This is a genomic window from Chromobacterium sp. FG22 (assembly GCF_057809415.1).
Genome location: NZ_JBMDJX010000023.1, coordinates 17,215 through 32,025, shown reverse-complemented (window position 1 = coordinate 32,025; position 14,811 = coordinate 17,215). Strand labels below are relative to the sequence as shown.

At 64.5% G+C, this 14,811-nt stretch carries 8 protein-coding genes and 1 riboswitch; of the genes, 2 read left to right on the top strand and 6 right to left on the bottom strand.

The window, feature by feature from the left end:
* Both ACODSD_RS19085 and ACODSD_RS19080 read right to left on the bottom strand, forming a co-directional pair.
* Complete coding sequence (locus ACODSD_RS19085; RefSeq protein ID WP_488878051.1) at positions 1–732, bottom strand: transglutaminase-like domain-containing protein; 732 nt, start codon at positions 730–732, stop codon at positions 1–3.
* Positions 733–1,020: 288 nt separating this feature from the next.
* Positions 1,021–2,361 (bottom strand): glutamine synthetase family protein, encoded by a 1,341-nt coding sequence (locus ACODSD_RS19080; protein WP_107800145.1) that lies wholly within the window; start codon positions 2,359–2,361, stop codon positions 1,021–1,023.
* A gap of 404 nt (positions 2,362–2,765) precedes the next feature.
* Between ACODSD_RS19080 and ACODSD_RS19075 the strand changes: the two genes are divergently transcribed.
* Positions 2,766–6,089 (top strand): DUF748 domain-containing protein, encoded by a 3,324-nt coding sequence (locus ACODSD_RS19075; protein ID WP_488878050.1) that lies wholly within the window; start codon positions 2,766–2,768, stop codon positions 6,087–6,089.
* A gap of 241 nt (positions 6,090–6,330) precedes the next feature.
* Positions 6,331–9,189, top strand: a complete 2,859-nt coding sequence (locus ACODSD_RS19070; protein WP_107800147.1) for an adenosylcobalamin-dependent ribonucleoside-diphosphate reductase — start codon at positions 6,331–6,333, stop codon at positions 9,187–9,189.
* A gap of 69 nt (positions 9,190–9,258) precedes the next feature.
* On the opposite strand, the gene ACODSD_RS19065 is transcribed toward ACODSD_RS19070, so the two are convergent.
* The 4 genes from ACODSD_RS19065 to ACODSD_RS19050 form a co-directional block, all read right to left on the bottom strand.
* Complete coding sequence (locus ACODSD_RS19065) at positions 9,259–10,119, bottom strand: hypothetical protein (protein WP_488878049.1); 861 nt, start codon at positions 10,117–10,119, stop codon at positions 9,259–9,261.
* 345 nt (positions 10,120–10,464) lie between these two features.
* Positions 10,465–11,052 (bottom strand): hypothetical protein, encoded by a 588-nt coding sequence (locus tag ACODSD_RS19060; RefSeq protein ID WP_488878048.1) that lies wholly within the window; start codon positions 11,050–11,052, stop codon positions 10,465–10,467.
* Positions 11,053–11,213: 161 nt separating this feature from the next.
* Complete coding sequence (locus ACODSD_RS19055) at positions 11,214–12,236, bottom strand: magnesium transporter (protein ID WP_227107802.1); 1,023 nt, start codon at positions 12,234–12,236, stop codon at positions 11,214–11,216.
* Positions 12,237–12,318: 82 nt separating this feature from the next.
* A riboswitch (M-box (ykoK) riboswitch) is annotated at positions 12,319–12,492 on the bottom strand.
* Between the two features lie 551 nt (positions 12,493–13,043).
* A complete protein-coding gene (locus ACODSD_RS19050; protein WP_488878047.1) occupies positions 13,044–14,630 on the bottom strand; it encodes a methyl-accepting chemotaxis protein in 1,587 nt (528 codons plus the stop codon).
* Between the last annotated feature and the right edge of the window lie 181 nt (positions 14,631–14,811).

The window sequence follows — 14,811 nt, the reverse complement described above, 5'->3', positions numbered from 1 at the left end:
TCAGCGGGCGGGATGCAGCCGGCTGTTCAGATAGCGTTCGCCGCGCCGGCGCAGCGGCGACGGCGCCAGCTTCAGCCATTGGTTGAAGTGCAGGCCCAGCAAGGTGTTGTTGCCGGCTTTTTCCTGCAGGGCGATGGCCAGGTTGTCGTAGACCGGGTCTTCGTCGTGGAGGTCGTCGGCGCCGGCTTGGCAGAAGCTGTCGGCGTCCGCGCTCCAGCGGCAGTTCGCGCCCAGGCGCAGGCCGTAGCCGCGGGGCAGGCCGGAGGCGAGCAGGCGCGCGTACTGGCGCTCGAAGCCGTCGGGGTCGAACAGATAGCTGTCGCAGTGCAGCCAGCGGCCGTCCAGCCGCGCTTGCACCAGGCCGTGGAACAGGTGTTCCGGCAGGCAGAGGTAGATCGGGGCCGGCACAGCGTGGCGCAGCACGCGCTTGTCCAGCCGCACGAAGCGCAGCCGCGCCGGAATGCCGGCGGTGGTCAGCAGCGCGCGCAGCAGATCGCCCTGGGCGTTGCAATGGCCGCGGCCCAGCGCCAGCGTGCGTTCCGGCGTGACGGTTTCAAACTGGCTGGTGAAGCCGAAGCGTACGCGGTCGCGCACGAAGTCGTGCAGCGCGCGGCAGTAGTCGCGGTCGTTGTCCGGGGAGGCGTCGCTTTGCACCTGGCGCAGGACTTGGCTCAGGCTCAGCCCGGCGCAGGGCGCTGGGCGGACGGGGTCGGGCTGGGGGCTTGGGTGCATGGAATGCTCTGGCGGCAAGTGTTAAGCATATTGAATATTCTGAGCCGGGGATTGTCAATGCACAGTTTGATGACGGTGGGGCGGAAAAGCCGCCGGCCCGGAACAGGAGCCGGCGGCGAGCGGTCCGCGCCTTAAGACGCGGTTCAAAGTCCGCAGCGCATTGTGAAGCGTTGCACGGCGAGTACCACTTCGAAACGCACGTCTACCGTGTGCGCGCTCCGTTTTCTCAGCAGTTTTCGCCTTGTTTCAGCTTGGCTCGCGAAACGGTGAACACGCTCTAAGCGCCGATCAAACGTGCAGCAGCAGGAAGCGCCGCTCCCACGGGCTGATCACGTCGAAGTATTCGCGGTACTCGGCTTCCTTGATCGCGCTATAGGTGCGGATGAAGTGTTCGCCGAAGAGATTGGTCAGCGGTTCGCACTTGAGCAGCATGTCGATGGCGTCGTCCAGGTGGCGGGGCAGCTGGTGCGGTTGCTCGTAGGCGCTGCCGCTTAGCGGTTCGGACGGCATCAGGCCCTGTTTCATGCCCAGATAACCGCAGGCCAGGCTGGCGGCGATGGCCAGATAGGGGTTGACGTCCACGCCGGCCAGGCGGTTTTCCACTCGCCGCGCCTGCGGGTCCGAGTGCGGCACGCGCAGGCCGCAGGTGCGGTTGTCGTAGCCCCAGGACAGATTGATCGGCGCCGAGGTGTAGCGGCTCAGCCGGCGGTAGGAGTTCACATAGGGCGCGAAAAAGGGCATCGCCGGCGGCAGATAGTTTTGCAGGCCGCCGATGAAATGGAAGAATTTCTGCGAGGGCTGGCCGTCCTTCAGGCTGAAGATGTTCTTGCCGCTCTCCCTGTCCACCACGCTCTGATGCAAGTGCATGGCGCTGCCGGGCTGGCCCTGCATCGGCTTGGCCATGAAGGTGGCGTACATATTGTTGCGGATCGCCACTTCGCGCACGGTGCGTTTGAACAGGAAGACCTGGTCCGCCAGCGCCAGCGGGTCGCCGTGGTCCAGATTGATTTCCATCTGGGCGGTGCCCATTTCGTGGATCAGGGTGTCCAGCGCCAGGCCCTGGGCTTCGCACCAGTCGTACATCACGTCGAAGATACCGTCGTATTCGTTGACGGCGTCGATGGAGAAGCTCTGCATGCCGGCTTCGGTGCGTTTGGTGCGGCCAACCGGCGGGCGCAGCGGGATGTCTTCGTCCGGCTGGATTTCCACCAGGTAGAACTCCATTTCCGGCGCCACCACGGCCTTGAGGCCTTCGTCTTCGTACAGCTTGAGGATGCGCTTGAGCACATTGCGCGGCGCCAGGTCCACCGGGCGGCCGTCGAAAAAGGCGCAGTCGTGGATGATCTGGGCGGTGGGCTCCAGGTTCCACGGCACCGGACGCAGGGTGCTGGCGTCGGGAATCAGCCGCATGTCGGGATCGGCGAGGGAGGTGAAGTCCTGGTCCGGGTAGTCCCCGGTCACGGTCATGGACAGCACGGCTTCCGGCAGGCGCAGGCCTTCGGCCGGATTGTATTTATGGCGCGGCACGATCTTGCCGCGGGCGAGCCCGGTCATGTCCGGGATCAGGCATTCCACTTCGGTGATGCGATTGTCGTCCAACCATTTGTTGATTTGTTCTGCGTTATTCATAAAGCCTCTGTTGTCATGTGTGCGCGCCCGAGCTGCTGTCGCGCCGGGCGTCGTGCCTCAGCGTATGCGGCCGCTGCGCTTGTACTAAAAATAATCTACGGTCCAGTGTGCGGCAGCCGGGGCTGCGCGGGCAGGCGGGACGGGGCTGGAATCGGGCCCAATGATGGATCGGCAATCCGGGTGCTCCTCTCAGATTTGGTAATACGGCACAATGCCGCTTTGAATGGCATTGATCGTTTTTGGTTCGAAATGTTCAATATTTTGAACGAATGCATGCTAGTCCCGGCGCGTGGACATTCGCAATGATTATTGATTGGATGCCGGTCAGTTGTTGGTTTGCGGCAACAGGGAAATCTGCCCAGGGGACTGTTAAGACCTCTTTATGAGTATTAGAATTAGACGATATGGAAAACGATACCGAACAGATCACTCCCGCTTCAGATTCCAAGCCGCCAGCGTCTAAACCGCGCCGTCGTTGGCTGCGCTGGCTGGCGGTTCCCATCGTCTTGCTGGCCCTGCTGTGGGGCTTCCTGGGCTGGCTGGCGCCGGGCATGATCAGCGACGCCGCGGCCAAGTGGGCAAAGAGCATAGGCCGCACGCTGAGCATGGGCGAGGTGAGGATCACGCCTTGGGACATGTCGCTGGAGGTCAGGGATCTCAAGCTGAGCGAGGGCGACGGCCGGCCGCTGTTCGCGGTGAAGCGGGCGTATCTGAACCTGGATCCGTCCATGCTCTTGATCGGCCGCTGGCAGGCGCAGGAGTTTTCCCTGGAAGAGCCGCGGCTGGCCCTGGCGCGCAACCGCGCCGGGCAGTGGAACTGGGCCAGCTTCGTCGCCGACGCCGCCGGCCCGGCCAAGCCCGAAGGGGGCTCGGACAAGCTGCCGCGGCTGATGATCAAGGCCTTGAACATCCGCAAGGGCCAGGCGCAGTTGTCCGATCAACTGGGCGGCGACGAGCGCTTCACCCTGGTGCCGTTGAATCTGTCGCTGCTGGACCTGTCCACGCTGCCGGAAAACGGCAGTTATACGATGCAGGCGGCCATGACCGACGGCACCCGCTTCAACTGGAAGGGCAGCATCAATCTGCAACCGCTGAAGTCGGACGGCGAGGCGCAGATGGCGGAGTTGCCGCTGGCCTCGGTCTGGCCCTATGTGCAGCCGCATTTCAACACCGCCGCGCCGGAAGGGCGGCTGTCCGTGTCCGCGCGCTACCATTTTGAAATGTCCGGCAAGACGCCGGAGCTGACGGTGTCGCCGTTCCGCGCCAGCCTGCTGCGCTTCGCGCTGAAGGCGCCGGGCGGCCGCAGCGAACTGACGATTCCGGAAGTCCGCGTCGAAGGCGGCGCGCTGGACCTGGCGCGTTCAATGCTGAAAGTGCAGTCCATCGAGCTGGATCAGGGTCTGGCGATGGCCGGGCGCGACCGCGACGGAACGGTGGACTGGCAGAAGGCGATTCCGGCCGCGCCGGCCGCCGCCAAGCCGCAGCCGGCGGCCGCGCCGCTGCCGTGGCTGGTGAACATCGAGGCGATCAAGCTGCGCAATTGGCGCGTGAGCTACGCGGATCAGGGTTTCCGCCAGCCCTTGGCGCTGGAGGCCAAGCTGCCTTTGCTGTCCGGCCGTTTTTCCTTGTCGCCGGACAACGGCTTCGCGCTGACAGGCCTGCTGGCGCGGCTGGACGAGCTGAAGCTGGGCGCGCAGGGCGCGGCGCCGGTCTTGAGCCTGGCCAGCGCCGAGCTGGCGTCCAGCCAGCTGTCGCAAAAAGGCCGTCGCATCGAGCCGGGCAAGCTGAGCTTGAGCGGCCTGGATGCGCAGGTGGAGCGCGACCGCGCCGGCCAGATCAATCTGGCCCGCTTGTTCGAGCCGGCCGGCGGTTCCAAACCGGCCGCCGCCCCGGCGCGCGCGCAAGGCGAGGCCGCGCCGGCCTGGAAGTTCGATTACCCGGAAATGGCTTTGCAGGACAGCCAGCTGCGCTGGACCGACCGCAGCCTGTCCAAGCCGGCCAGCATGACGCTGTCCGGCCTGGGCGGCACGGTGGCGGTGGACGACGGCCGGCAATTGGCGCTGGATCTGGCCGGCGGGCTCAACGGCGGCAAGCTGGCGGTCAAAGCCGATATCGACGCCGCGGCCGGCGCGCTCAAGGGCAGGCTGCGCGCCGACGGGGTGCAGCTGGCGCCGCTGGCGCCGTACGCCTTGAGCGGAACCTCGCTGCGTTTCGGCGGCGGCGCGTTGTCCGCGGATCTGAATCTGGATGTCGGCGCGCGCGGCTGGCGCGTCGGCGGCTCCGCCGGCGTGGCGCGGCTGGCGGTGTACGAGCCGGGCGAGAAGCTGCCCTTGCTGGGGTGGCGCGATCTGCAAGTGCGCGGCCTCAGCGCTCAGGGCATGCCGCTGAAAGCGACGATCAACGATGTGCGGCTGCAAGGGCCGGCGGCGCGGCTGGTGCTGGACGAAAAGCGCGAACTCAATTTGACCCGGCTGTTCGCCGGCCAGGGCGGCAAGCCGGCGACGCCGGCGCCGGCGGCCAAGGCGGCGCCGCTGCCCTTGGTGGAGGTCCGGTCCATCCATGTGCAGGGCGGGCGGGTGCAGTTCGCCGACCACGGCATGAAGCCGGACTTCGCGTCCGACATGCATAATCTGCGCGGCTCCATCCAGAACCTGTCCACCCGCGCCAAGCAGCGCGGCAACATCACGCTGGACGGCGACGTGGACCAGTTCGGCGACGTCAAGGTGCGCGGCGCGCTGTCGCCGCTGGCGCCCACGGACAACACCGACATCACCCTGGCCTTCCGCAATATCTCCATGGGCACCTTGAACCCGTATTCGATGAACTTCGCCGGCTGGCAGGTCAAGGACGGACGCTTGTCGGTGGACCTGCGCTATCTGCTGGAGCAGCGCCAGCTCAAGGGCGAGAACCGGGTGGTGATCGATTCCCTGCAACTGGGCGACGAGCTGCCGGACAGCGAATACAAGGGCCCGCGGCTGCCGCTGCGGCTGGCGGTGGCCATTCTGGAGGACAGCGACAAGCGCATCGACCTGGACTTGCCGGTGGCCGGCAGTCTGGACGATCCGCAGTTCAGCTACGGCAAGATCATCTGGAAAGCCATCGTCAACGTGGTGACCAAGGTGGTGACCGCGCCGTTCCGCGCGCTGGGCGCCTTGCTGGGCGGCGAGGGCTTCGACGATATCCGCTTCGTGGCCGGCGAGGCCAATGTGACGCCGCCGGAGCGGGAGAAGCTGGTCAAGGTGGCCGGGCTGATGGTCAAGCGGCCCAAGCTGATGCTGTCCATCAGCGGCGGTTACAACGCCGACGCGGACCGCAAGGAAATGGCGCGCGCGCAAACCGATCTGGCGATCTTCGCCGCCGCCGGCCATCAGCTGGGCGCCGGCGAGCCGCTGCCGCTGCCGGACATGCAGGACGAGGAAATCCTGTCCGCGGTCAAATCGGTGTACGGCAAGCAGATCGGCCGCTTCAAGCTGCTGGGCCACACGCTGAAGCCGGGCGGGCCGTCCGGCGCGGCCCTGGGCAAGCTGCTGCGGGACGAGTTGATCGCCGCGCAGAGCATCACCGACGCCAGCCTGCAGCAACTGGCCAAGCAACGCGCCGCCAACGCGCGCGCGGCCATGCTCAAGACCGATCCGGCCTTGCAGGAGCGCATCCAGCTGGGCGAGCCGGTCAAGGTCTCCGCCGGCCGCGACGGTGTGCCGCTGGAGGTGAAGCTGAAGACGCCGTGAGGCGGCGGCCGCGCGTCGTGTTTTTACCCATGACAAGCGGGAAAAGCGGCGGCGGCGTGGAATAGCGCTTGATATGTGTCAACGAACGGCGTAACTACATATAGTGTAATACGCCGTTTTTCTTTTCCAGATATTGCGTATCGGACGTGTTGAAACCTTTTGCGGCCCACACGGTCCATTGCATGCTGGAAGGGGGCCGCCCTGGCCGCCGCAGGCCGCAATTCAAGAGGAACCGGGAACCATGAAGCAGGAAAACATCGCCGCCATGACCGAGCAGGACATCTCCCGCGAGGTGCTGTTGGAAAAATACGCCAAGAACGGCGAACACAGCGTGAGCGAAGTGCGCCTGCGCGTGGCCAAGGCGCTGGCGGCGCTGGAAAGCGAGCCGGCTCGTTTCGAGCCGTTGTTCTATCAGGCGCTGGAAAACGGCTTTATTCCCGGCGGCCGCATCAATTCCGCCGCCGGCACCGATCTGCGCGCCACCTTGATCAATTGCTTTGTGCAGCCGGTGGGCGATTCGGTGTCCGAAACCGAAAACGGCAAGGTGGGCATTTACGAGGCCTTGCTGCAGGCGGCGGAAACCATGCGCCGCGGCGGCGGCGTCGGCTACAACTTCTCGCGCATCCGTCCCAAGGGCGCGCGGGTCAAGGGCACCAATAGCCGCGCGTCCGGCCCGGTGTCCTATATGCGGGTGTTCGACCGCAGCTGCGAAACGGTGGAGTCCGCCGGCGCGCGCCGCGGCGCGCAGATGGGGGTGCTGGACATTTCCCACCCGGACGTGGAGGACTTCATCCACGCCAAGGACCAGGGCGATCTGCGCAATTTCAATATCTCGGTGGGCGTCTCCGACGACTTCATGCGCGCGGTGGAGGCGGATGCCGCCTGGGAGCTGACCCACGCGGTGGAGCCGTCGTCCAACGCTTTCCCCGACAGTTATCAGCGCGCGGACGGCCTGTGGGTCTACCGCGCGGTGCCGGCGCGCGAGCTGTGGCGGCAGATCATGGCCTCCACCTACGATCACGCGGAGCCGGGCGTGCTGTTCATGACCCGCATCAATCAGGACAACAATCTGTCCTATTGCGAGGTGATCGAGTCCACCAACCCCTGCGGCGAGCAGCCGCTGCCGGATTACGGCTGCTGCGATCTGGGCTCCATCAATCTGTGCCGCCACGTGCGTCAGCCGTTTGGCGACAAGCCCAGCTTCGACTTCAAGAGCTTCGAGAAAGTGGTGCGCATGTCGGTGCGCATGCTGGACAATGTGCTGGACCTGACGGTGTGGCCGCTGGAAGAGCAGCAGCGCGAGGCGCAGGCCAAGCGCCGCGTCGGTCTGGGCTTCACCGGCCTGGGCGACGCGCTGATCATGCTGAAAATACGCTATGACAGCGAGGAGGGCCGCCGCTTCGCCAGCCGCATTTCCGAGGCGATGCGCGACGCCGCCTACGACGCCTCGGTGGATCTCGCCATCGAGAAGGGCGGCTTCCCGCTGTTCGACGCCGACGCCTACCTGGCCGCGCCGCATTGCGCCAGCCGGCTGCCGGAGGCGATCAAGGCGCGCATCCGCAAGCACGGCATCCGCAACTCGCACCTGTTGTCCATCGCGCCCACCGGCACCATTTCGCTGGCCTTCGCCGACAACGCCTCCAACGGCATCGAGCCGCCGTTCTCCTGGTTCTACACCCGCAAGAAGCGCATGGCCGACGGCAGCCAGCAGGAATACCTGGTGGAAGACCACGCCTACCGCGTTTACCGGATGCAGGGCGGCGACACCAACGCCTTGCCGGACTACTTCGTTTCCGCGCTGGAAATGAGCGCGCTGGACCATATGCGCATGGTGGCGGCGGTGGCGCCCTATATCGACACCGCCATTTCCAAGACGGTGAACGTGCCCGGCGATTACCCCTTCGACGATTTCGAAAGCCTCTACCTGGAAGCCTGGCGCGCCGGCCTGAAGGGCATCACCACCTACCGGCCCAATAATGTGCTGGGTTCGGTGCTGTCGGTGGAGCCGGCCAAGCCCAGCGCCGCCACGCCGCAGGACCTGTCCGGCAGCGGCGACGGCGACCCGGACCGCCGCGTGGTGCTCAATACCGCGCCGACGCCGGCGCTGTCCAGCCTGAAATGGCCGAACCGGCCCAAGCTGAAGGAAGGCAACCCGTCGTGGACCTTCATGGTGGAAGGCGACGCCGGCGATTTCGCCGTGGTGGTGGGCCATGTGGAGAACGGCCGGGTGTCGCCGTTCGAATGCTGGGTCAACGCCACGGAAGAACAGCGCGGCCTGGGCGCGGTGGCCAAGACTCTGTCCATGGACATGCGCTGCCGCGATCACGGTTGGCTGGCGGCCAAGCTGGACGCGCTGTCGCACACCAACGGCGACAAGCGCTATGTGTTTGATCTGGGCGAGCGCACCGTTTACGCCACCTCGGCCTCGGCGGCCTTGGGCCAGGTGGTGCGCCACCGCGTCGAGCAACTGGGCGCGCTGCCGGCGGACCAGAACGAGCCGACGCCGGTGATGGACGCGCTGTTCGCGCGCAAGGAGCCCAAATCGGGCACCGACGGCACCATGAGCTGGTCGGTGGACGTCAGCAACCCGCAAACCGGCGACGACTTCGTGCTCTTCATCAAGGAACTGGTGCTGCCCAACGGCCAGCGCCGGCCGTATTCGATGTGGCTGGCCGGCGCCTACCCGCGCGAGCTGGACGGCCTGTGCAAAATGCTGAGCCTGGACATGCGGGTGATAGACCCGGCCTGGATCGGCCTCAAGCTGCGCAAGCTGCTGAGCTACGCCGAGCCGCAGGGCGATTTCTTCGCCCGCATCCCCGGCGTGGAAAAATCGCAGAGCTGGCCGTCCACCGTCGCCTATCTGGCGCAGCTGATCATCCACCGCTACGCGATGCTGGGCGTGCTGACCGAGGAAGGCGTGCCGCTGGAGGAGATGGGGGTGATGGTGCCGGAGCAGAGCGATCTGTTCAGCCCGGAAGCCAGCGCCGCCTTGAAACAGGTGCCGGGCAAACCCTGCCCGGAATGCGGCAACCACGCGCTGATCAAGAAAGACGGCTGCGAGTTCTGCACCGCCTGCGGCCATGTCGGCGCTTGCGGTTGAGCTTTAAACGGGTCGACTAAATGCAATGGCCCCGGCGTTTGCCGGGGCCATTGTCGTTTGGGGCCAGCGTCAATACAGCCCGTTTTGAACCGCCTTGCTGCGGCACTGCACATAGGGCAGGCCGTTGGGTTTGCCCGGGAAGGGATAGCTTTCCCCCACCTTGCTCAACATCGCCGCGCTGCTGCTCTTGCGCTGGGCTTTCTTGATCGCGCTCTTGATGGCGGCGGCGTCGCCGTCCACGAACAGCGCCAGGAAACCGCCGTCCACTTCGGACAGCTGCACGGAGCGGATAGGCAGGCCGCCGTAGTCATAGCCTCCCGGCAAGGCCAGCTCGTGTTCCCATACCTGATTAGGCGTGGTGCCGGTGGCGGCGGCCAGCAGTTTGGCGACGCCGTTTTCGCTGAGGTTGAGATTGTGGCAGCTCAGCTGCGCCGCCAAGGCCTTGTTCTTGCCGCCGCCGGCCTGAGCGCCGCCGGCCGCTTTGCTCAGACGATAAACGCCGTCGAAGGGCACGTCGCCGAAGGCGCTGGCGCACCGCTCCACCTGCACTTGCACCGCGGAGGTCTGGGGCAGGACGTTCATCGTGCAGATGCCTTCGCTATAGCGCCACTGTCCGCCGTTGGCCTGCAACTGTCCGCTGCCGGAGCCGGAGCGCAGTTGGCCGGGTTTGCCTTTTTGCATGACTTCCAGTTCGAACTTGCCGTTGGGACGGATGGTCAGCGTGCGCTCGAACTGTTTGTCGGAGCCGTCGTAGACGCCGGGAGCCATCGGGGCGGCGGCGCCGTCCGCGGCGGGATCTTTTTGCAGCGCCTTCTTGATGCCGTCCTTGAGAATGGCGCCCAGGTCGAAGGTTTCGGCGTGGGCCGCCAGCGGCAGCGCCGCGGCCAGCGCCAGCGCGGCGGCGAAGCGTTTACGGTTTGAATGGGTCATGAAAGAGGCCGTTTAAGTGGCGTTGCGATGAAATGAGGTGCCGGCGTATGTCTTGATTATTTAAATTTATCAGGACATTAGCATGACTTCTGGGCAAAAACAATGTGGCGATGATGTGATAAAAACCAAGGGAGGAGGACTGGCCTTAGCGCCTGTTCAAAGGTGCTTGCGTTTCGTGAAAACATGGGGCGGGAAGCGGAGTGTCTATCGCCGTGCGCGCGCATGGCCTCTTTCGCTTTTGGCTTGCGCGGCGAGGGCTGCCCCAAGGCCAGGCGCGCCGACGCGCCAGCGCAGGCGGCGCGGCGCGTCGGGCAAGGCAGCATCGGTTGTGTTGTGAATCGGCGCTTATAAGAGCAAACCCGCCCAGGTGCTGCCGCCGGACATCGCCGCCGCGTGCCAATGGCCAAATTCAGCGACAAAGTGATCCAGGTGTCCTTGCAGCCGCGAACAGGGAAGGGCTCCAGGCAGCGCGATAGTCGATTTCAAGCGCATGCCGCCATGAATGTCGCGCATTTCATGCGCGGCATAGGCGATGGCTGCTCCATGACCGTCATGGGCACGCACCGCAAAGCCCAAGGGGTAGTCTTTGTCGGCTGTCATGGGGTGTTCGGTTTGGATGGGGCTGATACAGCTCATTGCGGGACTGGGGCAAGGCTGCGGCCCTAGGCATTTGAGGGAGGGATACACGGTTTGCAGCGCCTGCGCGTCATCCATCGCCAGCATGCCCATCAACAGCGTGTGGAATAGGGCGGCATTGGTTTGAGGGAGGTCCAGAAGCACGCTGGCGGATTGCCACTCGTCGGCCGGGCGGGTCGCCTTGTCCGATTTCAGCTTCGGCGCGGTCTGCTTGCTCAAGTTGCCAAGCAGCGTGTGGCAGCTAGCGGCGGCGGGGCTGAGGCCATCCTGATGATTCGTTACCGTATGGTTTTTCATCGGGTAACTCCTTGCAATATTGCCGGTGGCGGCGCGCCTGCAGGCGTCCTCTGCCTTGCGATCAAGCCGATGGCAGGGACAGGCGTAGGCTGTCCCCGGACTTGAGTCGTTTGCGGGATGCTGTTCGGTCTCGCGGAGGTCCGCGAGACCTTGAGCGGGCTTTAGGCCAGGTCGGAAATCACCAGCATGGCGATATTGAAGTAAATCACCAGACCGGTGCCGTCGATGAAGGTGGCGATGAAAGGCGCCGACACCACGGCCGGGTCGATGCGCATTTTCTTTAGCAGCATCGGGATGATGGAGGACACGATGGCGCTCCAGATGGTGATGGCGATCAGGGTCAGACACACCACCAAGGCCACTTCGTCGCCCACGCCCAGCATCCAGGCCCGTATCCAGGCCACCACGCCGATGGCCAGCGCAATCATGAAGGAAGTGGTCACCTCTTTGCGCAGCACCGTGCCGATATTGCGCAGGCTGACTTCGCCCATCGCCATCGCGCGCACCAGGGTGGAGGTGATCTGGGTGCCGCTGTTGCCGCCGGTGCCGATCAGCAGGGGGATGAAGAAGGCCAAGGCGATGGCGGCTTCCAGCTGCTCTTCGAACACTTGCAGGATGGTGCTGGTGTAGGCTTCCGCGAAGAACAGCAGCAGCAGCCAGGGCAGGCGCTTTTTCCACAAGCTCCACGGGGAGCTTTCCAGGTAGGAGGTCTCCAGCGGCAGGCTGGCGCCCTGGCGTTGCGCGTCGTCGGTGCCTTCGTCGCGGATCAGCGCGGCGATTTCCTTTTCGTACAGAGCGCCCAGCAGCTTGCCGCCGCTGACCACGGGCGCGAGGTCCACGCCCTTGTCTATCAGCTCCGGCACGATATCGCGGCGCTGTTGGTTAGGCTCGACGACAAAAGCGGTGGGGCCCATCAATGCGGAAACCGGCAGCGTCAGGTCGGTTTCGGTCAGCAGGCGCTTGACCGAGAGTTGACCGTGCAGGAAGCGGCTGCCGTCGATGACGAAAATCTGGGCGGGAATGTCTTCGTCGCGCAGCTGTTTGAGCATGTGCTCGCGCGCTTCGCTGACTTTCATGTCGCGGCTGAGGGTGATCAGCGAGTCGCTCATGTAGGAGGCGACGGTTTCTTTCAGATTGACTTCGTTTGCCTGAGCGGTAGGCAGGGTGATGCTTGCAAAAGACATTTTGAGGTATTCCCCGTTAGCTGTTTTATAACCACAAACAGTTGTCACAATGGGGGCGTAAACCAGAAGAGAGAGTGCAGAAAAGCTATCTCCGCGTCTAAGTTTTGGCACTATGCAACGTATCCCGACTGCATGCGGGAAGTCACTTTGGGCTATACCTTAATCCGATAAAGCCTGTCCTAACCTTGGGCGTCTCTCGACGTCGTCAGATCAGTGACCTGTGTTTGCATAGGAGCCTCGCCGAACGAGACACTGCATCTGAGAGCCTATTCAATTGTCCGCGTTTGTAAGGCGGGACGCGGTGACTGGGTGTTCAGAATGCTCGCGCGCCGTAGGCGCATTCGCATCTTCAACTCTCCTCGCCTTGTCTCGCTTTGCTCGACGGACTGTGAACGGACTCTGAGAACCGCGTGATTCCTTGCCCGGGAGCCGCGTGCGGCTTGGGCGAGATCATGTTCACGGCTCTGAATGGAAGGCCGGGCGCGTGGCCGGGCGATTCCGGCGCCGGACTCGACGCCGCTCTAGCGGCGGTGCGTCGCGTTGGGCGCGATGTTATTGGACGGCGACCTCCTTAAGCTTGGCTTGCGATTAGGGTTTCGGGAGCGCGGGCGGGCGGCATGCGCCGCCTGCCTGCGCCGTCTTCGTCGCGACCGGTGTCATGGTGCAGTGCAGTAGAGCCGCGACGAATAACGGTTATGAAAGAATGGTTATCAAGTAGTTCCGTAATTTTTCACAGTTTGTGTAATAAAACTCGTTTGCATGAATATTTTTCGCAAACATGCCATACGGCCGCAGGATGGATGCCGCTCACATATGTTTTTCGAATTGGCTGACCAGGCGGCGCAGATCGCTGGCGGTGGTGTGCAGCTTCTGCGCCACTTGCAGGGTGGCGGCGATGCTGTGGCTGTTCTGTTCGGTCAGCGTGCTCATGGTTTCCATGCTCTGGGCCACTTCGGTGGAGGCGGACGATTGCTGCTGCAGCATATTGGCCACGCTGGAGGAGGACTCCGCCACTTTCTCGTTGGCGTTGCGGATCGCCTCCAGGCCCTCGGCCGCCGCTTGTATGGTTTCCTCGGCGGTATGGACCTTGTTCACCGCGGCCTTCACTTCCTCCAGCGCCTCTTGCGAGCGTTCGCGCAGGAAGGACACCGATTGTTCTATCTCCAGCGTGTTGCCGGCGGTGCGTTCCGCCAGCTTGCGCACTTCGTCCGCCACCACGGCGAAGCCGCGGCCCTGTTCGCCGGCGCGCGCGGCTTCTATCGCCGCGTTCAGCGCCAATAGATTGGTCTGGTTGGCGATGTCCTTGATCACGCCGGTGACGGTGTTGATCGATTCCACCGATTGCTCCAGCTTGATGATGATGTCGCGGGTGCAGGACACCTCGCTGACCACGGCCTGGGCCGCCTGGCGGGTGTCGCTCATCTGAGCCTCGCCCTGGCTGGCCAGTTCGGTGGCCTGGTCGGCGAACTCGGCCCCGGTGCGGGTGGATTGCGAAATCTCGTTCACCGACACCGACAGCTGCTGCAAGGCGGCCGCCACCCGGGTGATGCCTTCCAGCGTGGATTCGCCGCGGGCGTTCAGCGATTCGGCTTCGGCGTGGGTGGCGGTGGCGGCTTCGCTGACGTCCTCTGCGCCGGCGACCACGTCGGCCAGGATGGCGCGCAGGTGGATGCGCAGGGTTTCCATCTCCTCCAGCACCGCGCGCGGCTCGCGCGGGCCGGAGGGGGGAATCTGGGCGCTGAAATCGCCTTCGGCCAGCCGCATCAGCGCGCGCCGCGCCGCGTCTATCGGCCGCGCCAGCCAACGCCCGGCCAGATAGGAGGCCGCCAAGGCACAGACCGCCGCCAGCGTCAGCAGCGTCAGGCGCAAGGCGCCGTCCGCGGCGGCGCCGGCCAGGATCAGCGCCGCGGCGGGCAATTGCGCGCACAGTAACAGCGAGGCCGTCGTCGGCGGGGCGGCGTGGCGGGTTTCTGGAAACGCCTGACTCCGTTCGCGGACGCGGGCGTAAAGCTGCTCGGCGTCGGCGGTCTGCTGTTTGGACGGCGCGCTGCGCACCGACATATAACCCACTGGCTGGCCGCCCTCGCAGATGGGCGTGACATAGGCCTCCACCCAATAGAAATGTCCTTGCTTGGTGCGGTTCTTGACCAGGCCCTTCCAGGGGCGGCCGGTCTTGATGGTGCTCCAGAGGTCGTCGAAGGCGGCCTGAGGCATGTCCGGATGGCGGACGATATTGTGCGGCTGCCCGATCAATTCTTCTTCGCTGAAACCGCTGATATCGATGAAGGCGCGGTTGGCGTAAGTGATCTGGCCTTTCAGGTTGGTCTTGGTGACGATGGGGCGGTGGGGCAGCAAAAACACCTCGGTGCCATCCACGGGAAGATTGCTTCTCATTGCCGGGCCTCCTGCTTGACGTTGCCGGTATACGACGCGGGCGCCGGACGCGCTCATTCAATTTGGGTCAATCCGGGCTGTGGCCGTCGTTTTTCGCGCTATTTGCTTGATTGGAATGGGATTTCATCTTGGCGGTCTCCAATGGTGATATAGAACAAAAACGCGCTCTCATACGGCAAAG

What these genes read in the sequence shown, in the direction of transcription:
- ACODSD_RS19085 (WP_488878051.1), bottom strand. Translation starts at nt 732, where the DNA reads ATGCACCCAAGCCCCCAGCCCGACCCCGTCCGCCCAGCGCCCTGCGCC.
- ACODSD_RS19080 (WP_107800145.1), bottom strand. Translation starts at nt 2,361, where the DNA reads ATGAATAACGCAGAACAAATCAACAAATGGTTGGACGACAATCGCATC.
- ACODSD_RS19075 (WP_488878050.1), top strand. Translation starts at nt 2,766, where the DNA reads ATGGAAAACGATACCGAACAGATCACTCCCGCTTCAGATTCCAAGCCG.
- ACODSD_RS19070 (WP_107800147.1), top strand. Translation starts at nt 6,331, where the DNA reads ATGAAGCAGGAAAACATCGCCGCCATGACCGAGCAGGACATCTCCCGC.
- ACODSD_RS19065 (WP_488878049.1), bottom strand. Translation starts at nt 10,119, where the DNA reads ATGACCCATTCAAACCGTAAACGCTTCGCCGCCGCGCTGGCGCTGGCC.
- ACODSD_RS19060 (WP_488878048.1), bottom strand. Translation starts at nt 11,052, where the DNA reads ATGAAAAACCATACGGTAACGAATCATCAGGATGGCCTCAGCCCCGCC.
- ACODSD_RS19055 (WP_227107802.1), bottom strand. Translation starts at nt 12,236, where the DNA reads ATGTCTTTTGCAAGCATCACCCTGCCTACCGCTCAGGCAAACGAAGTC.
- ACODSD_RS19050 (WP_488878047.1), bottom strand. Translation starts at nt 14,630, where the DNA reads ATGAGAAGCAATCTTCCCGTGGATGGCACCGAGGTGTTTTTGCTGCCC.